General features: G+C 46.8%; 7 protein-coding genes and 1 pseudogene. 4 read left to right on the forward strand and 4 right to left on the reverse strand.

Translation table 11 applies throughout. The features are described 5' to 3' along the window. Positions 1-39: 39 nt before the first annotated feature. Positions 40-999: a pentapeptide repeat-containing protein gene (locus QUB39_RS10950; RefSeq protein ID WP_015179873.1), complete on the forward strand. Its 960-nt coding sequence runs from the start codon at positions 40-42 to the stop codon at positions 997-999. Positions 1000-1032: 33 nt separating this feature from the next. Here QUB39_RS10950 and QUB39_RS10955 read toward each other — a convergent pair. Further along, positions 1033-11592, reverse strand: a pseudogene (locus QUB39_RS10955) (DUF4114 domain-containing protein). 660 nt (positions 11593-12252) lie between these two features. On the opposite strand from QUB39_RS10955, the gene QUB39_RS10970 reads away from it, so the two are divergent. Both QUB39_RS10970 and QUB39_RS10975 read left to right on the forward strand, forming a co-directional pair. Further along, on the forward strand, positions 12253-13056 hold the full coding sequence (locus QUB39_RS10970; protein ID WP_333058318.1) for a TPM domain-containing protein: 804 nt from the start codon (positions 12253-12255) through the stop codon (positions 13054-13056). A 235-nt stretch (positions 13057-13291) separates the two neighbouring features. Next, on the forward strand, positions 13292-13915 hold the full coding sequence (locus QUB39_RS10975; RefSeq protein ID WP_333058319.1) for a precorrin-8X methylmutase: 624 nt from the start codon (positions 13292-13294) through the stop codon (positions 13913-13915). 564 nt (positions 13916-14479) lie between these two features. Here QUB39_RS10975 and QUB39_RS10980 read toward each other — a convergent pair. Together QUB39_RS10980 and dapB are read right to left on the reverse strand one after the other, a co-directional pair. Beyond that, on the reverse strand, positions 14480-15190 hold the full coding sequence (locus tag QUB39_RS10980) for a phosphate ABC transporter permease (protein ID WP_333058320.1): 711 nt from the start codon (positions 15188-15190) through the stop codon (positions 14480-14482). Positions 15191-15495: 305 nt separating this feature from the next. After that, positions 15496-16323 (reverse strand): 4-hydroxy-tetrahydrodipicolinate reductase, encoded by an 828-nt coding sequence (gene dapB / locus QUB39_RS10985; RefSeq protein WP_333208486.1) that lies wholly within the window; start codon positions 16321-16323, stop codon positions 15496-15498. A 303-nt stretch (positions 16324-16626) separates the two neighbouring features. On the opposite strand from dapB, the gene QUB39_RS10990 reads away from it, so the two are divergent. Further along, positions 16627-19149, forward strand: a complete 2523-nt coding sequence (locus QUB39_RS10990) for an EAL domain-containing protein (protein ID WP_333208447.1) — start codon at positions 16627-16629, stop codon at positions 19147-19149. 61 nt (positions 19150-19210) lie between these two features. Here QUB39_RS10990 and QUB39_RS10995 read toward each other — a convergent pair whose 3' ends face one another. After that, a complete protein-coding gene (locus QUB39_RS10995) occupies positions 19211-21112 on the reverse strand; it encodes a pseudouridine synthase (RefSeq protein ID WP_333208446.1) in 1902 nt (633 codons plus the stop codon). Positions 21113-21161: the final 49 nt, after the last annotated feature.

The following is a 21161-nucleotide window of genomic DNA, read 5'->3' on the forward strand; positions in this document are numbered from 1 at the left end:
CTATTATTAATATGTAAATATTTTATCTTAAAAAAAGTGATGAATAGCGAAGAATATCTCGAAGGGGAAGAAGAAACCGAAAAATTTATGCCGCTTCTATCCCTCTACGAACATCACCCAGAGATGGAAGGTCCGGAGGTTGTCAATTTGTACAAAGATGGATGGAGAGACTTTTCTGGAATGAATTTAGAAGGAATTGTTGTCCAAGGTGAATACCTGATCGATATCGATTTAAGTGGCTCTGATTTGCACTCAAGTATTTTCCAGGGGTGCGACCTGAGCGGTGCTAATTTAAGTGACACTAATCTAGAAAATGCTAATTTGAGGAGCACTTGCTTAGTGGAGGCAAATTTTAGCAAGGCTAATCTGACTAATGCTCAATTGAAGTATGCTGACCTGAGCGGTGCTAATTTGGAGAATACTAACTTAAACAATGTTAGCCTGGCTGAGACGAACCTAACTGGCACCAATTTTGTCTCGGCTCAATGGCAGAATATTGATACAGAATCTGCGTTGTTTTGTCATACTATTATGCCGGATGGCAGCTATAAAAGCGATCCAGTTAGAGTTCTTGAAACTCAAGAATTGCTACGGCGCTACGCTGCTGGAGAAAGAAGGTTTGAGGGCATAGTCTTGTATCGGGCCGATCTTAGAGGTGTGGATTTGCCTAACATTATTATGCCGAGTGCCCACTTTGCTAATGCTAACTTAAGCGGTGTCAATTTTCAAGAGTCCTGCTTGAAGAGAGTTAATTTTAGGGGGGCAAATTTGAGCGGTGCTAATCTGTGTATTGCTAACTTGAGAGGAGCAAATTTAAGCTATACCAATTTGAAAGATGCCAACTTATATGCAGAAATGTATGGTGTAGATTTTACAGAAGCTAACCTGAGTGGGGCTGAGCTTCTGTTCACGGAATCTGCATTCTTTCGTAACACTACCTTGCCCAACGGAGAAGTTATCATTGGTCCTAGTGAATATGCTTCTAATTGGAAAAGGTAGGGTTCTATTTGCCATCAATTTGATTTCTATAAATCATGGACGTGGCAAGTTTATATTTTGCTTGAGAGAATCTCGAATATCTCCAGGAATATTTGAAAACAGCTTAATATTTTTACCTTTAAGCAAGTTTTCCAGTTCTTCAAGACTAACTAACCAAGTGTTGGGGTCTCGCCATTCAGTCACATTTTTAATGGGAGATAAAACTCGATTTAATTGCAACCGCTCTCCAATTTCATAAAACGGGTGGACTATTCCTTGCTCCCCAGCATTAGCCCAGTCTAGCGCTGATGGTTCGGCTCTGTTAGGTGTAAGAAATGTGTAAATTTTGGTATTGCGATTAACATCAGGCACCCCTTGGCTAGGATGCTCTAAAACTAGATTTGTTTTCCATGTCCAGGTAGGAATGTTAATTCCTTGTTGCCGAAAAGCCTCAGAATTGGTAAGCCCTTGATACCTAGAATCGTTGGGGAGAGCGTTACTCTTTTTCTGTGGTTCCCAATTTGTGCCATAGGTACCCGCAACAACGTAAACTTGTTTACTACTTTCAGCTAAACCTGTTACTAACTGTTCTATATTGTACCACGCAGAGGCTTCGGCGGGATTATTAGGAGCGCTAAAAAACAGATTATTGTCAGCGTTTTGCGGGATTAAGTTGGTTCCTAAAAAAGTGGCTATGTTGTCTTTGGGATATCTTGTCCGATCTCCTGAAGGGATTATATGTCCTTTGTTAAATCCCAGACTTAACCCGTTATTATTTTCATAATTGCTACCACTAATTTGAGGCCAGCCATTAGGTAATGTAGGATCGGCGATGAAATCGTCAGCTTGGCGTTGTCCGCCAATCCATGATTTATTTACCTGCCAGCTTACCCAGTTGGGAGTTTTTGTCGTGCGATTGTAAGATGCTGTGTACTGCGGTTTTTCCAGTAACAAGTTTTCGCGATAGGGATTATTGTTTGGTTCTTCAGGACTGTACCTAGCTTCTGATGGATTGCCAAATTCAAGGTGACTACTCTTAAAGAAAACATCATCTAAATAAACTCTGGTATCTCCCTCAACTTCAAACCTCAATTTAGCGCTCTGACCTCGAAACTGATCTAGCTTACTGCTATCTACATGGAAAGTTTCAAACCCTCCTCTGCCAAAACCAATTTTGTCAATATCGCTTGCATATGTCTCTAGTTTATTTTCTGGATCTGCTGAGAGATTTATCTCTTTGAGAAGGTGACTGCCAGTACCAATAATTGGTTGCCCTTGCGAGTCTGTCTTTGGTGTAGTTTCCAGCCAGACCTTAAGTTTTCCACCACGGTTCTGAAACGGCGCGTGGAGGTTAAATCGCAAATCTCCCCATTCTGGCATCACAAAGTAGTTATGTACGATTTTCTTTGTCCCACCTACTCCCATTCTCAGGGCAAAATTAGGTCGAGCCACATCGTAGCTTATGGCATCTAAGTAACCGCTACCTATTAAGTCTTTTAAGCCGGGTGTGTTGGCTCTATTCTTTGCAACTTCCTCTCCGATGGTATACCAATCTACTAAGTGGGATTGTAAAACATCTTCAGAGGAACCATTAAATAAAGACCAACCTGGGATAGTTTGAGCGCTTTTTCTGCCAGCTACAGCATCAAAATTCCCATTAAACAAAGTAGGAACTGCATAATCACCCCGCATCCTATCTGTGTAGGTATTATCCTCGTAAACCGAAACCCGATTCTTCTTCAAATAATCCTCAAAGTCACCCAACTCATTTTTAGTCTTCTTCCCACCATCAAAATAAGGCCGTAATTGAGAACCTCCCCCCAAAACAGAGTCGAACCAACCCGTACCAATTCCTTCCCAAGGAGCTTTAGTATCGCCCTGAGTAAAACTAGCATTAGTGTGCTCAGGAGTGTACCAAGTCTTAGTAACATCAGCAATATTATTTTGCTCCAAATCACCCAAGCGACGGTAAATTGTTTCGCCATTCTCCGAAGGAAACTGACTTTCATTGAGATTAGCAGTCCCCGCATACCAAGCCAAAGCAGCCCGATGGGAAGCACCTTCCCCATCATCCGGCGTAAAACCAGCCAGATTATTGAGTGAAACATTCCAATCAGATTTCCAGTTCGTTCCCGAAAGTTCCCGCCCGTTAATTGTATTCCCAATACCATTAGTTTGGTAGTAATTGTCAGCATAAGTGACATTATTCCAAACCTTAATTTCCGGATCTTGAATATTAAGGAAAGGTCCAGAAAAAGAATTATCATCGTAATCGTAAGGGTCAATAGTCGTCATCTGAAGGTCGCGATTTGCGCTATTCGTACCTCCGGCATCAGGTAAAAACGTACCCAAACGCTGTACAATTTCACTATTAACAACAGCCCCCTGACCGAAACCAACAAAATGTAGCGGCGAGTTGAAAACAGCTCCTTGATTGCGGATTAACTTGCCCGTACTATCATAAAGTTTACCCTCCTTTCCGATAGAACCGCCCTCCTCCAAATCGAGTTGTACCATTGAGGCAAATAAAACATCTGCGGCTGCCTCAGCAAAACCCGAATTGTAAAGTTTGTGAGGTTGAATTTCATCCACCCAATTAGCTAGCAGCACTAATGGCTTGCCATATTGAGGAGACCGAACGGCGTTACTAAATATCCAATCGTTTCCTTCGGGGGCAACTGACTGCCACTTCCCAGTTGCAGAGTTATATTTCTGAACGGCACCTCCTTCTTCATAAATGTGTTTAGCAACTCCATTAAGTTGGTTGTCAATCAGTTGGCTGTGTTCCGGTTCGCCAGGCTCTAAACCCCGCGTTAAAACAGTGACGCTGCTGAAAGTATTGCTATTTTTTACCGTGGGCAGAAGAGTTTTAAACTCACCTGTTACGGGTTGACCTGTACCTAGCTGTTTTCCATTTTCTCCCAAAGCTTCCACAGCCCAGTAGTATTTCTGGCCGGCTGTTAACATGAGACTGGGAGGAAGAGTAAACTCCTCAAAGTTACCAGGCTTACTGACGCCGTTCCAAGTCCAATTACCAGTATCTTTACTCCACTTAGCAGTCAGGATACGATTGGGATTGTAGTCTTGTGCCGATGTTAGAGCCTCTAACCCAGGCCACCTATCCCCCGGTAATAATCCTTCCTCTTTGGGAAATACGCTGACATAAAGATTGACTTCATGAATGTCTTTATCTGGGTCTAAATTAGGAAGACCGCATTCCTCATTTTTGCCTTTAATATCCCACTCAAAAGTAGGAGTTAAAGGATTGCTATCATTCTCGCTATTACCAATCGGTCCCTTTAATTCCAGCCAATTTTTAACAGAAGCTATTGCCAAACCTTTAGGATTTCCGCCGATACCAATGGGAGCGCGTTTCGTGCCATCCGGGACGCTAAACTCAAAGTTATTAATCCAATTTCCCCCCGTAATTTCGTAGTCGGCCGCAATACTGACAAGAGGGTTGATATCGTCAATGGGCACGCGGGCGAAGTCGGCTTGGGTCGCATTTCGCTCAGTGTCAGTCGCGAAACCAACGGTACCCACTCCCCTGTCTCGTGCGTCAAGCTTGTAATTGCCGGGATTCTCTATAGCCTTAATCATTTCCTGAACATCGAAAACGTAGGAACTTCCTCCCAAATTTGTGGTGGGATAGGAAGCAATCAAATATTTGCCGTCGCTCGAAAGCGCTAGGTTGTTAGTTAAGCTGTCGGGAATCGGTCGAGTCGCAGCCACCAATTGAGGATTGGGTCCCAGCGGGTCTTTGATAATGCCTATATTTCCACCCTCGCGCGTACCTATATTTGCCCTAGAGTTGCGGCCGGCAACAAACGCATATTTCCCGTCTGGCGTTACTGTTACAGCCACTGCCTCGTTGACATCAAAATAGTCATTAGCTAGGCCCAGCGACAGAGGAGCGTAGCTGACTTTAGCACTAAAGTTGAGGGGGTCATCAGACTCAATTTCGAGTACCCCAAAGCCCTGGCCGTCATTCTGAAGCTTGATCTGCTCCCCATTACTTATGGTGAGGACACTAGCAAATCCGTTGGTGAACACCATTTTCTTGGGGTCGGGAGTAGCAGCTATGCCCTCTGTCTCTGATGCGGTGGGAATTACTCCAATCTGCTGCTGCCACTTGCGATCGTTAGAACCCTCAGCCTTCGGTTTGTCGGCGGGGTCAATGTTGACAGCGTAAATGCGGCGGTTAGGTGTTTGTTCGTTATTGTCGGAACCTGTGGCAAACAGTCGCCGCCCGTCGCTGCTGATAGCCAACTGGCTCAATCCCAGCGGCGATGAGACGTTAATTGTCTGAACAACGGTATGATAAGTTGCCGAATTCGGATTGATGTCGAGAACGTAGATGTTGGGGCGATTTTGGTCGGCAATGTAAGCATAATTGTCTTTGGGGTCGATAACAATAGCTTGCGGTCTGGCTCCAGAGGGCAAGCTAATCGCATCTACAGTCGCCGTTTCAGGAGTAGTGTCTATCTCTCGCAGGGCTATCAAATCCACCACAGACACGCGGCCGGTGTCGCGCAGAGTCACGTAGCCGCGGGTAGCATTGTTGGTAGGCGCGATCGACTCCGGTCGGTCTGATGGGATATTGGGATTACCCACAGGAATGTTAAAAGCAACCGCCAATTTATCGCTGGTCTGGGTTTCAACAGTTGATAAAGGGTCTTTGAGGTTAATAACGTTGATTTTGTCGCCCGTGCGTTCGGTCACCAGCGCCAATTCAACGCAGGTAGGGGCGAGGCGGATATTTTCTTCACTTTCTAGTTCGACAATCTCGTAATCTCCAGTACCCGGCCCGAAGCGCTTTTTCTGCTTCCTCGATACTACAATGCTGGATTCACCGACAGGTACGGTAATCGGAATTTTGACAGCAATTTTGTAGCGATTTTCTCCTAAATCTGTGTTTTTATCCGGTATCGAAATGCCGGGATAAGTTTTGTCGCCGACGCGGAAGCTGACAGTTAAATCCTCAAATTCACCGCCCAAATCATTGGAGTTATTCAGGAAATTGCTGCCTGTCAGGACGACGGTTGGGGATCCATTTTCCAACTTAAATTCAGCGGATTGAAGCACTGGAGGTGCGAAGGGGTCTGCTGGGAATAATGTCGGTATATTTAGAGTCGCTGTGACGCTGGGAATCCCTTCTGGATCGAGTTCGACACCCGCAGGAGTGACTACAGGTAAACCGACTTGTGGAATGGCGATGACTTTCAATCCAGATTGCAGGTATTTAGCTAAGTAAGCAAGGAGTAAGATTGTCGCGGCGAATTGAGCTCCGGTGGCGGCGGCGATACCGATTAAGCCGGCATTGGCTCCTAAAAAGGTGCTTTGGAGACCGAAATTAGTTGAGAGGCTGAGGGCTTTAGAAGTTTTAAGGGTAGCATCTACATTTGCGATAGTGAATAACTGTTCCAGTGTGGGAACTGGAGCTTGTAAAAACCCCAGAGTTGGAAATGCAAACATCGCCCATTCGCCACTATCTAAAACACCAGGTAATGGTGGGGAATTGGTTCGGATGGTACCCGAAGCATCGACTACTCCGGATTCTTGAATCAGCCAAGTAGGGTTTTGGATATTGTTAGCATCCGGCAGCGAACCTTTTCGCATGAATAAAATTTCGGTACCGGGAGATAAGCCGGCGGGGGCTGGAATTGCTAATTGAGCGGGCAATTTCAGGGCTTGATCGCCTAAGTCTAAATTGAAGCCTCCGGCAAACTGCAAACCGTCTGGAAGTTGTAGCGATAGATCGTTGCTGGTTAGAGATGTCAAACTAATAGCTGTATTTTCGGCAAGAGCACCGGGCGGTACCATCACAATTGAACCGTCACTGCCAGAAACTGCACCGCCATTTACTCCTAAAATTGTTCCGGCGGCGGCAGGCAGGGAGACTCTTACTGGTACGACTTCTTCGGCTGCTCCGTGAATGACGGTGACGTTAGTAACTCCTTCTTCTATTGCAGTAATAATGCCGTCTGAATTCACTTGCAATAAGTTGGAGTTTCCGGGGAAATAGCGAGTTCCTACTGAGCCGAATTTCAAATCGGGGGATTGGATGATATTTTCAATTCCTACTAAAAGCGAGCGTCCCATTCCGGCTGTCATGGTGACTGCTTTGGGATAGACATTCAAACCGTTAATCTCGGCTAGTGCTCCAGTGAATTCTGCATCGTTGGTGGGGGCTGGCAATTTTCCTACTCGCACCGCTGTTACTGCTTGCAGGTTGTTGCGACTCGCGCTCAAAATCGAAGTGCCGTTGACCAAACCCGTCACTTTCCCGGTCGCGTCAATGGGTGCTACTTCTGGATTTATTGAAGTGTAAGTTAGATAAGAATCTGGCAGCACTACACCTTTTTGGTCGGCAAAATCTCCCAGCACAACTAATTCCGTATTTTCTCCTGCATCCAGTCGGGGATTTCGCTTCACAAAATCTAGATTCAGCAGCGGAACATCGCTGACGTTGACTGTCACCCGCGCGGGAGTTGAACTCCCAAAAGCGTCGCTGGCAAGGAAATCAAAGCTGGCAATTCCAGAGAAACCGGGTGCTGGTTTAAAGGATGCTTTGTTCGTTAAGGGATTGAAAATTACTGTGCCGTTTACTGGACCCTGGACGCTAATTGTTAGGGGGTCGCCCTCTGCATCTGTGGCAAGATTTTCTAAGGAAATAGTTGTCTCTAATTCTGTGTAAGTCCGAGCGTTTGTCGGCGAAACAACGGGCGGATTGTTGTCAGAATTCGGGGGATTGGCTTCGGCGAGCAATTGTTGTCCTAAAGCTGTATTGCGCCATTCTCTGTCAGGGTTGATGACTGTATCTAGCAGCGGTGCGTTTCCTGTTGCCCCAAGCACTGTGAAGATTAGGTCATTGTAGTCGCCGTCAGAGTTAGCGGCTGACATATCTTCCATCGCAAAGGTGTTCCCCGTACCTGTTGTGTCGGCTAGAGGCAACACGTAAGATGTATCGTTGGGATTGGCTGTGGCGATACTGAATAAGGGGCGGTTTTCGGGGAACCAATTTCCCGAATATGAGGATTCGAGGGATGACTGCACTGTACCGTTGGGGACTAACATGACGGCAAAGGTGTCGCCTGGAGTCATGTTGAAAGTTTTGATACCCTGATATTCGCCGCTGTCCCAGTCTCCGTCGAACGGCATCGCACCGGTGAATTTTGCTCCTTCTATGCTGTCGCTAATTACAATGTGTCCGTCGGTGGAATTGCTTAAAACTCTACGGGATGCTTCGGCGATAAATTCTGGAGTACCGGGTGTGAATGCGGACATTCCGGCCAGGCTGAAAATTCCGAGTTCGCCTTCAAAGGAGCCGCCATCAAATACATAGTCAAATTTGACTTTTCCTTGGTTATCTACAAGGAAAGTACCGGGGATTGGTAAATTGGCTGTTGTTGTTATTGATAAATTTGTTGGGGGATTGATATTGCTTTGGAAGTTGCCTGTACTCTGTGTGGAATAAGATTGACTGTCTGCAATACCGTCCGAAAATTGAGCCGATTCTTCTGCCTCTAACGGCAGCAAACCGCTCGATACATCTGCGGGTTTTGGCGCAATTTCGGTATCAGAATACGTGGGCTGGACGACGGTAGTTTCTGTGGGAGTTGAATTGCTATTATAAGTGTTTGAATTTGGTTCGGGTGGGGATTTAAGAGTTGAGGGTGAAACGCTGGTTTCGACTGAGGCTATCTGTGCCGTACCTGCTGCTGTTTCTGATGGAGTTGAGAAAAGTGTCTGTATAGGAGAATCGGTTTGTACGCTAGAGTTTGAGTGAGAAATTAGCGGGTTGGTATCGAGAGAATTAACGACAATTCCCGGGGGGTTTTCAGTCTCTAATTCTGCTGCTGTGAAGGTGACAGCCATGTCCGTATCAATTGTATCCGCAGTAAATTCTGCAAGAGCGAAGTCGTCTGTTTTTGGTGGCAATTGTTTGCTTTCAAATTCTGCTGTTATTTCAGCAACAGGGATATCGCGTTCAACCGTATCATCCGCTTCGGGTGCGGCAACAATTGACTCAGTTTTTGTTGCCAATTTTTCTGTTTCTAATTCGGCTGCTATTTCAGGGAAAGCGGTATCATGTTCAATTAAATCGACAGCCTTTTCTGTAGCAATAATCTCAGCGGTTGTTGTGGAAAATTGTTCAGTTTCAAATTCGGCTGCGTTTTCGGTAACAGCCCGGTCATTTTCCTGAGTACCAGCAGCCTTTTCTGCGGGAATAACCTCAGAAATTTGGGTCGGCAATTGTGACGCAGTATTAGGAAGATTGTCATTGGTTTCTCTTGGCAATTCTTCGCCCCAATTATCGGCAATCTCAGATGTTTTTGCAGGAGGCTGTGACGCGATGGGAGTGGGAATTAGCAGAGTTTCAGCGGTTGGTGGGGAAGCAGCATTATTTACAGCATAGTCGGCTGAAGCCGGCAATTTAGGAATGCGATTAGTTGCAGTTGTGTCGGTTTTAATTAATTCAGCATCTGCTGACTCGCTGACAATTGATTCTGCTGATACTGGCCGTTCTATTTCCGAATTTAATTCATTAGGGCTAACACTGGGTGTCTCTGGGGGAGAGGCTGTTTGTTCTATTTGTTGCGATTCTTGAGTATCAGATTTGCCAACTGTTGATGTTTCTGTGGCTGGCGATTCTTGGCTGTCTGAGTTAGCAACTGTTGATGTTTCTGTGGCTGGCGATTCTTGGCTGTCGGATTTACCAACTGTTGATGTTTCTGTTTGCTGAGGTTTTTGTTGGTCGTTATCAGCAGTTATCGATGGTGTTTCTCCCTGGGATTTATCACCGGAATTGGTAACAGTTGATTCTCGGGTAAATTTCGGATCGGATTTATCCGATTCACCCTTCAGTTTTTGAATTAACTGGGAGTGAATTGATGCGGAGAAGGGGTCAACTAATTGGCTGAGGGGAATGATTTTAGATATAGCGCCCGTGACTCGGAATGTGATATCATCGTAATCCCGATCGCTTCCTTGAATCAGTCCCATGTCTTCCATGACGAAGAGTTGACCTTCGCCTGTAATATCGGCAATTTGACCGATACTGAAGCCGTCGCTGGGATTGTCTGTCGCTATAGAAAATAGGGGTTTTTTGTCGCCGCCGATTGCGGGGTTGTCGTATACTTGCTGTACGGTGCCGTTGGGTACTAGCATGAAGAAGAATTTGTCCCCAGGCGTCATGGCAAATGTTTTTGTGCCGAGGTATTGCCCGGAATTGAGGTTTTCTGAGCTGTTAGGATCGGTGTAATATGCTCCTTCTAAATCGTCATCCATTGCGATGTAGCCCTTTGTCGAGTTGCTTAAAGCTCGACTTGCTGCTTCTTTGATGAACGCCTCGGAACCGGGAACGATTTTTCCATTCCGAGTAGGCTGACGATGGCTAGTTGTCCGCTATACCAGCCGCCGTCGGATGTGAATTGTATGCCGATTATTCCTTTTTCATCGACACTGAATGCGTTTGAGTCAAAGTTGATGTTGGTTGGGGGAGTTGAGGTTTGATCTGGTTCTGGGGTTGAGGTTTTATTGGGTTCTAGATTAGTGGCTGTATCTAAGTTTTTGGTGGTGGAGATTTCGGTAGGTGAAGTTTTGTTGGGTTCGGATTTGTCAGTCGTTGATGTAGTCGCAACTGAGGTTTTGTTGGATTCTGATTTATCAGAAGCTGACGCAGTTGCAGGTAATGTTCGATCTGGTTCTGATTTGTCAGTCGTTGATACAGTTGCAGGTGATGTTCGATCTGGTTCTGATTTATCAGTCGTTGATGTAGTTGCAGGTAATGTTCGATCTAGTTCAGGGTTTTCAGTGGCTGAGGCAGTTGCGGGTGATGTTGTATTTTCTCCTGAATTGTCAGACGTTGATGCAGTTGCCGGTGATATTTTGTTTGGTGATGACTCGAAGAAGAGTGTAGTCTCTGATGATAAAGGCGTTTGGTGTTCTTCGGGTTTTGAAGTCGTTTCAGCGGTAGCGGGTAATGGCGTTTTGTCGGAAGCTTTTTCGCTCGTGGTAGATGCAGTTACAACTGGTAATGTTTTGTCCGAATCTTGTTCTGATTTTGTGGAGGCGGTTGGCGATAATTGTGTTTTATTTTCCAGCAATTGATCGGGAACAGCGGTTGTAGCTGCTGTGGTTTTATTTAGTTCTGAGCTGCTGATTGACGAGTTGACTGGAGGTATGTCAGTCGCAGATTTATTAGAATCAGAAGAAACGTTATTTGAGGCAATTCGATTTGGGTTGGTTAGGGGGTCTCCTAAGTCCGAGTCGAGTTTACCAATTAGGGGGGTCAACTTCAGAATTTGTTGTATCCCTGAGAGTGCTGTTAGTTATCAGAGGGCTGGTGTTAGCCTCCGGTATGCTGTTAATATTGGAGGCTTTATTAATAATAAAAGCATCAGCTTCTGTTCGACTGAATTCGGATGCGGGCCCGCTTGCGGGTTCTATTAAGTTAAGTTGTTCGGGGTTTTGAGAAGAGCCCGGAGTTTGATCTAATAAGGTTTTGTTAGTCTGAATTCCCGGCCGTTGTGGGGCGAAAGTTGGGGCAAGTCCGGGAATTAAGGATTCCATTTCTGTTAAAGGTTCTCTAATCTGGTCGGTTAAAGGCACTCTGGGCGCTCCTTGAGAAATGGTTAATTTTTTTTAAATCATTATTCAGCGGTTGCTCATCATTATCGGCTCGGCTCGATGATAAAGATATTCGGGAAAATACATAATTTTAGAGCTTTTTTGGGTGTTGCTAGTCTGTTGGATTTCCAGTATATTTACTGGTAGTTTTTCAACTTATGCTAAATCTTTATGAAGGTAAGTTTTTTCAGGCAGGAAAATACTTAAATAACCGATCGCACACAGGGTCTCTCTTTGTGACCATCGGCTTGAATTATTATTAATCTGAGATGTTGCACCAATATCAATAAGGGGCTTTTTTGTAGGTGGGGGCGGGTTTATTTAACCTGTCTGCACCCCTTAAAGCTTTTGGTGAACCCGCGCCTACAGGTTTTTGATTGCGGGTGCAATATCTGGGATCGATACTCACCCCGTCAGGAAATCGAGCTCTTGCTTAACGATGGTTGGCCCTGGATCGCAACTGCGCCCTCTACAGTTAATTGTCAGTCCCTTCCCTGTTCAAAACTTTCCTTCCCCGAACCCTTCCCCTTGCTCTCGGCTTCCTGTAAAGTAAATAATTGTAAAGAAATATGAGTTTTCTCTTATCCTCTGGTTAAGACCGCCAGCTAGCATTCACAATTAAGACCCCGATTAGAATTTCCTATGTCACAGCTTTTCCCGCGAAAATTTCTAGCCTCTGTTGCCGCATTTTTTCTGGCTTTGTCGGTGTGGACGATCGCACCTGCGGCCCACGCTTTCAACAATCCCGATTTGTTGCCCTCAACTCAGACGCCGATCATTGATTTAGCTAAAGCCCTCACGGATATTGAAGAACAAACTTTGGCAAAAAATTTAAAGGCATTTGAAGCCGAAACCGGCTGGAAACTGCGAGTGCTGACTCAGTACGATCGCACCCCCGGTTTGGCTGTCAAAAGCTATTGGGGGCTAGATGACAAGAGTGTGTTATTAGTTGCTGACCCGCGAGGGGGCAATTTGCTCAATTTTAATGTGGGCGACTCGCTGTATCCGCTGCTGCCGCGCACTTTTTGGGTGGAACTGCAAACCCGCTACGGTAATCAATTTTTTGTGCGGGACAATGGCGAAGATCGAGCGATTATTGAATCTTTGGAGTCCATAGAAGGCTGTTTGCGTCAGGGCGGATGCCGCGTGGTTCCCGGTTTGCCGAGGGAACAGTGGGTTCTGACGTTAATTACGTCGGTGGTTGGTGGCGTCATCTGCGGGTTTGCGGCTCAGCCTCGGAAGCCGGGACAGGTTGTGGCTTGGCAGTGGGCGCTGATTTTTTCGCCGCTGTGGGGCATTCTGTTTTTTGCTTTCGGACTGGGGCCGGTGGTGACTCGGACTTCTGACTGGTTGCCTGTGGTTCGGAATGTGTCCGGTTTTGCGATCGGAGTTTTGGTGGCATTCCTGACTCCGGTGTTGGGCAAATCTTCTTCGTCGGAAACTTAGGAATGAGAATTAAATAAAATCCACTTTTCATGTTTGTTGTGGGATGGGTGTCGGGCCCGTCCTTTCTGGGCGGGCCCGACGCCCGTCCCACAAGAAAAAAGGGAAATTATTTAATTGACGATCCTTAGTTGTCAGTTGGCAGTCAACAGTCAACAGTCAACAATCAACAGTCAACGAATGACTAAAAGCTGGTAAGCTGATACCTGACAACTCACAGGCAACAGCTATCCAACAAATGGAATGGCACGTAAGCGATGCCCAGAGTCTGGGATTAATCGATAACGAAATTGGCGACCACGGTTTTTCCGCGGCGGAGTACGAAATAGTCCGCCGCGTGATTTATGCGACTGCTGATTTTGAGTACAAGTCTTTAATTAGTTTTTCCGATCAGGCTTTGCAGGCTGGGGCGGCGGCTTTGGCTGCTCGAACTACGATTGTGGTAGATGTGCCGATGGTGCAGGTGGGCATTACGCCCTTGATCCAAAGTACCTTTGCGAATCCGGTTTACTGTTCGATGGAGGCTTTGACGCGCCCCCAAAGGGAAAGGACGCGGGCGGCTTGGGGGATTGAAACTTTGGCAAGACGCTATCCTGAAGGGATTTTTGTGGTGGGCCAGGCTCAAACTGCTTTGTCGGCGATCGTAGATTTGATTGAATCTGAGGAAATTCGGCCAGCTTTGGTGATTGGGACTCCTTCTGGGTTTGTGGGGGTTGATGTGGCTAAGTCGCGGCTGCACGATTCGATGATTCCTCACATTCGGATTGAGGGCCGCAAGGGGTCTGCGGTGGTGGCTGTGGCTATTGTTAACGGGCTGGTGGATTTGGCTTGGCAAGCTTACGGCCAAGAGGGGAACAGTTGATCGAGAAGTCAGTCGATTTTAGATTTTAGATTTTAGATTTTAGATTGACTCCACAGATGAATCTGAGAGCTTGAACTAATACTAAATTCGGGTTAGAAATCCCTTTTATAAGACTCGGCGGTTGAAACCGATCCTAGACTTGCCTTGCGTCTCTCTCTAAGAGACTAAAAAATAAAGGGGGTATTAGAGCCGGATTTGGGAGAATTCATGCTCTTTGAAGCCTCGATTTTTTTCTAGAGATACAGGAGTCATCCAAAATTTGGCAAGTTGCCGATCGCGCTTAGGAATGAGAATTAAATAACTTCCACTCTTGAAAGTGGGATGGGCGTCCCGCCCGTCCTTTTTGGACGGGCAGGACGCCCATCCCACTATAACAATTAAAATTGTAAGTTATTTAATTCGCGATCCTTAACATGAATGTGGGCTGGTTCGCCTCGATCGGAACTAAAAAAGATGAAACTGTAGGGGCAAACCTGAAGAACCGTAGGCATTACGAGCTATAAGAGTGAATTTTGTCCTAAGTTGAAATTGCGATCGCTCTTAAATTTGTGGCTACGATGAATATTAATAATCAGCGGACGATCGCCTTTTTACATCTCTGCTTGGATTAGTGCGATCGCGGTCTTTTTTCCTGCCTTTTTTAATCTGTTGGCTCATTTCTACAAACAAATCTCTGCGTAAATAAGGATAGTCGCTCACCCACACGTCACGGCTGGGAATATAAATATCTGAAACTTTGGCAATTCTGCCTAAATCTTCTTGATTTGACATAATTAACATTAAAGCAGCTTGACCGGGGACAATTCCTTGGTGATCTTTCCGCAATGGAGCTCGAAGTGTAGTAGTAAATCCCGTTTTGTCACCAACTTCTAAGTTGATTCGTGGCTCTAGGTTGTCAACTATTACGAGTTGTCCTTTTTGATTGACTGTTTCTTCTTGACTTGTGACTTCATCTGTAATATATATATCCAAAACTCGTCCTTGCCAAAAACCGCAGTATTGATATTTGCGGCATTCTGCATTCCGCAAACTCGCCCACAAAATGGGCCCCCACAGCCAGTACAAACCAGCTATCAATCCGGTGATTAAAACTAGCGGCGCGACATCGGAACCGGCGAAGTTGTAGACTACCAGGAGGAAAACTACGCTGACTGCTGAGATTAACATTCGCCTCAAAAAATCGGGCGGTTTTCCCCAGATATATTTGTATTGCGCTCCCGTGGCGACGGCGGGAATTAGTTCTTGAAAGGTTTCGCGGGTTAAGGGAATTAGCATAGGAAGTTTGGCAACGAGCAATGTACGGGATGCAACGGCTGTCTGTTCGGAAGCTGATTATATTAAGGCATTTAACAGATTTAACTGATTGATGTTGAAGTCACAAATCAGAAGTTATATCATGTGCGATCGAGTGACCGCGATTAAAAGGGCGGGTTTTTGAGATTGTCAATTATTGGCTGATATTTTTCGTGAACCCGCCCCTACCGTATTAGGGGTAATCGACCGGACATAATATTAGAAGTCAGATTAATTCCACATTACCAATGACTAATGACTAATGATTAATGACTAATGATTAATGACTACAAGATTTTTTCCAGGCCGTAAACGAGCGATCGCAATTCAAGGACTTTGCGTATAGACAGCAAGACTCCTGGCATATAACAAGCTCGATCGCTGGTATCGTGTCGTAAAGTATAAACTTGACCGGCGCCGCCAAAAATTACCTCTTGGTGGGCAATTAAACCGGGTAAACGGATGCTGTGAATGCGAATCCCTTCATCGGCCAGTGAACCTCGAGCTCCGGCTAATTTTTCGGTTTCCTCAACTTCTGGCAGATTGAAAGTTTTTCCCATCTCTGCTAACATTTGGGCAGTTTGAATTGCCGTGCCGCTGGGGGCGTCGGCTTTTTGATTGTGGTGCAGCTCGATAATTTCTACGTGTTCAAAATACTGAGATGCCGTGACGGCGGCTTGTTGGAGCAAAACCATGCCGATCGAGAAATTGGGTACGATCAAACAGCCGATGCTAGCTTTATCGGCAAATTCAGCTAATTTTTGAATTTGCTCGCTGCTCAAGCCAGTAGTGCCGACTACCGGGCGAATGCCGTAAGCTATGGCCGATCGCACGTTTTCATAAACTGACGAAGGGTGCGTAAAATCTACCATCACGCCTAACTGCTTTTCCTGAGCTGCTAATACCAGCATTCCTTGCAAGTCGTCAGTGATGGGAACTTCTAACGGGCCGCATCCGGCTAATTCGCCGGCATCGGCGTTGAGGCACTCAGGAGAGCGGTCTACAGCCCCAAATAAGGTCATATCACTAGCATGGGCGATCGCCTTAATTACTTCGCGGCCCATTTTGCCTGCAGCACCGTTAACAATCACCGGAATCGGAAGTTGATTCGCCATAATCTCAAAAATATCCTGAAAGTTCGATCGACTAAATTTTAACGCTTGTGCGAATTTGGGGAAACAAGCAATGAAAGACAGGATTTGTCGGCAAATCTTCAAAAACCCGGTTCCCATTCCAGAAATACTTTGCCTGCATCGAGTAATTAGCTTAAAGAAACTCGGTGGCGGCACAAGTTCTGAAAAAATTACATTCAATCTCATATTAAGCTCAATTCTGTAAGAACAGACTTGTGCAAAGCTAATTTGCACCGACATATTTTTTCTGTGACTGCCAAATTCTCTCGAAATCTTCGATATGTCATGTCTGTGGCAACTGGCCTCAACCTGAGTTCTCAAAACCGACGGGTGAGGATTTTGCCTGCAATGCTTGTGGGCGCGACTGTAACGCTGCTGAATATGGGAGTTCGGCAGTTGGGAGGCCTGCAAAGCTGGGAGTTGGGGAGTTTTGACTCGTTAGTGCGCTTGCAGCCAGATTCCGGCCCGGATCCGCGACTGCTGGTAGTGGAAATTTCTGAAGCCGATATTCAAGCTTTGGGGAGATTTCCGGTTTCCGACGGTGCGATCGCTCAAACCTTGACAAAACTGCAAAAGTATCAGCCAAAAGTCATCGGTTTGGATTTGTACCGGGATTTGCCTCAAGCGCCGGGACACCAAGAATTGCTGGCAGCGCTGAAAGCACCGAATGTGGTGGCGATCTATAAATTGAGCGATTCAGAAAGTCAGGGAGTGCCTGCGCCTCCGGGGATACCGCCCGATCGAGTTGGTTTTAACGACTTCGTGCTCGATCCTGATGGTGTTGTACGCCGCAATTTGCTCTCAGTCTCGCAACCAGACAAAAAGATTGCTTTATCGTTTTCTATGCAAGTGGCTTTGCTCTATCTCAAAGACAGAGTACAGCAGAAAAATAGCGCTGTTCATCCCCACCAAATCGACTGGGGAAAGGCAGAATTTGTGCCTTTAACTTCTGACAGCGGCGGCTATGCAAATATTGACACCACAGGCTACCAAATTCTGCTCAAATACCGTTCTGGTAAGGATGTGGCGCGACAAGTCAGTATCAGGCAGGTATTGAACGGGGAAATTGAACCAAGCTGGGTTAAGGACAAGATTGTGCTGATCGGGACGACGGCACCGAGTACCAGAGATTTGTTTTTGACGCCTTACAGCCCGGTTAAAAAGCAAAGTCCGAAAATGCCGGGGGTGTTGCTGCACGCGCAAATGCTCAGCCAAATATTGAGTGCGGTTTTGGATGGACGATCGCTGTTTTGGGTATGGCCGGAATGGGCGGAAATTTTGTGGAACGGTGCTTGGGCGATGGTTGGCGGGGTTGTGGCTTGGCGGATTCAGCATCCTGCGAGGGCGGGATTGGCTGGGGGTGTGGGATTGATGGCTTTGTTGGGGATTAGTTATGGAATTTTTACCCTGGGTGGTTGGATACCGTTAGTGTCGCCGACTTTGGGTTTGGTGGTGACTGGTGTGGGTGTCAGTGCTTACAGGAAGCTTTACGATGCTTTTCACGATTCTCTAACGGGTTTGCCCAACCGGGATTTGTTCGTGGATTGCGTGGGGCGGGCGATCGCCAATACTAGGGGCCGCCACAGCCATCTGTTTGCGGTGCTGTTTCTGGATTTAGACAGGTTTAAGGTGATTAATGATTCTTTGGGTCATTTGGTGGGGGATGAACTGCTGATAGCGGTGGTGCTGCGGTTGAGGGCAAGTATTGGTCGCGCGGATACTGTGGCGCGGGTGGGAGGCGATGATTTTGCGATTTTGGTGAGGAATATTGATGTTGACAGTGCTGTGGATTTGGCCGATCGAATTCACAAAGCTTTAATTGTGCCTTTTGAGTTGAATGGGCAGGAGGTGTTTGTGACTGCAAGCATCGGGATTGCCCTGGGGGGCGAACCCGCTGCTACTGTCAGGGAACAGCCGGAACACTTGCTGCGGGATGCCCACACGGCGATGTACCGGGCGAAGGCTTTGGGAACGGGAAGGTATCAGGTGTTTAATGCTTCGATGCACGCTTTGGCGGTGGAGAGGTTGCAGTTGGAGACGGATTTGCGGATTGCCCTCAAGCGTCGGGAATTTTTGCTGCACTATCAGCCGTTTGTCTCTTTGGCAAGCGGGAGGATTATTGGGTTTGAGGCTTTGGTACGCTGGCAACACCCGCTGCGGGGTTTGATTGGGCCGATCAAGTTTATTCCGGTGGCTGAGGAAACGGGGGCAATTGTGCCGCTGGGTGAGTGGGTGTTGGAGGAGGCTTGTCGGCAGTTGCGGCTGTGGGAGGAAATGTTTGGTTTCGATCGAGCTTTGATTATGAGTGTAAATTTATCTGGGAAGCAGTTTGCTCAGCCGGATTTGGTCGATCGCCTGAAGGTGATTTTGGAAACAACGGGTTTGAGTGCCGAGAGTTTGAAGTTGGAGATTACTGAGAGTGTGGTGATGGAGGATGTGGAGTCGGCGATCGCGGTTTTGAAGCAGATGAAAGCGTTAAATGTCAAGTTGGGAATTGATGATTTTGGCACTGGTTATTCGTCGTTGAGTTATTTGAGTCGGTTTCCTACGGATACTTTGAAGGTTGATAAGTCGTTTGTGGGGCGAATGGAGCTCGAAAGCGAGGGGGAGAATGTGGCGATCGTGCGGACGATTGTGGCGCTGGCTCATGCTTTGGGTATGGATGTGATTGCTGAGGGTGTGGAGACGGCGGCACAATTAGCCCGGTTGAGGTCGATCGGCTGCGAATACGGCCAAGGTTATTTTTTTGCTAAGCCGTTACCCAGCGAGGCTGCGACTGCTTTGATGGCTTCCGATCCCCAGTGGTAGTTGTGGGTTATTAGTTATTAGTTATTGTACAGATAGTGATCGTGGCCCGATCGCCCTTAGCTCAAAATGGTGTTTCTGCCTGTAAGTGCAGCTTTTCTCCCAACTGCGGATGCTCAAACGAAAGTTCCCGCGCGTGCAAGTGTAGCCGCTTCGCAGCATCCCGACATCCGTAAAGTCGATCGCCCAAAATCGGTATCCCCAACCCTCGAACATCCGCTGCATGAACCCTCAATTGATGCGTGCGTCCCGTCAGCGGCAAAAACTCGACGCGATCGCAATTTCCCTCCCTCGTCATTACCTGAAAGCGAGTAACACTGGGCTTTCCGCACTCCCAATTGACTTGCTGGTAAGGGCGATTTTCTGGATCGCCCCAAAGTGGAAGATCGATCGTCCCCGCATCTATTTTTACAGTACCCGAAAGCACCGCTTCATAAACTTTGTGAACCTGCTTTTGTGCAAATTGCTGCCTGAGTTGACTGCTAGTTTCTTTGTCCCGCGCCAATAGCAAAATCCCAGATGTTTCCCAATCTAAACGATGCACAACTGTCAAATTTAAACTATCAAGTAACAAGTTACGCAAACGACTGAAAACACTATCTTGATTTTCTAAATAACGACCTGGGACTGACAGCAACCCTGAAGGTTTATTCACCGCAATTAACCATTTGTCTTCATAGATAATCGGTAGCATTTGGGTAACGGGCAAGATGCCCGTTCCACAAGAAATATTATTGCTTGTGGGGAGTAGGGGTTGGGCTTCTAGCCCGCTCGCAACGGGCAAGATGCCCGTTCCACAAGAAATATGATGATTTGTGGGGAGTAGGGGTTGGGCTTCTAGCCCGCCCGCAACGGGCAAGATGCCCGTTCCACAAGAAATATTATTGCTTGTGGGGAGTAGGGGTTGGGCTTCTAGCCCGCCCGTCAAACCCTCATTTATATTATTAGAAACAATCGGGTTTTGAGCCAATCCTGACAGCAAAAAACCCATCAACGGCTGACACCGATCGCCACAAGCACCATAAAATTCTCCCTGAATCTTATCGCCCGATGGCGGCCCCCACCAAAACTCAGCCATTGCCAGCGGTTTCAGATTGTGTACTGCCGCGTAGTGAAGCAATTTTGGCGCGCAACAGTCGCCGGTGCCAGTGGGAATAGAATTAGTTGGCATCAATGAGGAGATCGATCGCGATTTCCCCAAAAAATTCATCAGAGTGTAAGCCGCGTGCATTTGCGTCTGAAGTTCGCGGGAAAGTTCTTTTCGTTGCTGTTTCAGCGCCCGCATCCGCCGATCTGCAGCTTCAATTAATTGTTTTAGGGGCTGCAATGTTTCATCCCGCTGTCGTTTCAATTGCCTGCGTTCACTTTTCTCCAAACGGCTTTCTTTATTCAGTTGTTCCAGGGCAATCTCTAGCGTTTCTGCTGCGAGAGTTTGACACAGTAACTGGCGTTTTTCGTCTCGCTGCTGCTTGCAATTGCGATGCCGATCGCTCAAAACTTGCACTTGCAATTCAAACTCCCGAAATAAGGCTTCATACTCTTGTCGCTGCGGGAGTTGATTGAGTGCAATCAGTTCCTGTTTCATCGCCTCCAATTGAGTTAAGGTGCGGGCTTCCTCGAAAGCCACACGATCTCGTCCCGGAATCGGTGGCACCCACCCCTCAACAATGCTGCAACCGTTCAGCAGCCCGGAAAATGCTTTGAGTATCCCCTGTTCCCCCGAAGGCATCTCCACCAGCAATATGCCGTACATCTTCCCTTCGCGATCGTAGAAATCGTCAGCAGCAAGGTACTGCATCAAACCCCGGGCCAGATCCTCTGACATTCGAGTGCGCGGCAGTCTCAGCAGCTCGCCGCTTTGAGGACAACGGCCTTCGTACCAATAATTCGGCTGCGAGTCGATCGACTCCCGATCGCACTCGGTAAAGCAGTCCGTGAAATCTAAAAATAGAGGCTCTAGAGACAATTTTTAACCTTTTATTTCATGAGATTGGAGAAAAGCGTTATCAGTAAAG

This window comes from Microcoleus sp. AT8-B5 (genome assembly GCF_036705565.1).
Lineage (GTDB): Bacteria > Cyanobacteriota > Cyanobacteriia > Cyanobacteriales > Microcoleaceae > Microcoleus.